The sequence below is a fragment of the Chromohalobacter sp. HP20-39 genome, assembly GCF_033052815.1.
In the GTDB taxonomy this organism is placed as follows: Bacteria; Pseudomonadota; Gammaproteobacteria; order Pseudomonadales; family Halomonadaceae; genus Chromohalobacter.
Map to the genome: position 1 here is coordinate 1 of NZ_JAWHTP010001187.1, position 235 is coordinate 235.

Consider the following 235-nt stretch of genomic DNA (forward strand, 5'->3'; position numbering starts at 1 on the left):
CGGAATAATTACCGGCCCGAGAACGTGAGCCAGTACCGGTGCCAGCGCGGTCATACCGACCATCGCCAGGCCCAGTGCGCCCATTGCCATAAAGCCTTCTTCGAACTGACCGCCTGATCCTTCGATACTTTTACCGAACTTACCGAGGAAACGAGCAGAACCGCCGAACTGCGACAGGATCCTGTCTACGGCAGCTATCAGCATAAAGAACATCATGATGTACATGATGATTTCG

At 53.6% G+C, this 235-nt stretch carries 1 protein-coding gene; it reads right to left on the minus strand.

Annotated features, from left to right (window positions below):
* Positions 1-235: ethanolamine utilization protein EutH (gene eutH / locus RVY79_RS21650; protein WP_317466682.1), on the minus strand; the 235-nt coding region annotated here is incomplete at both ends.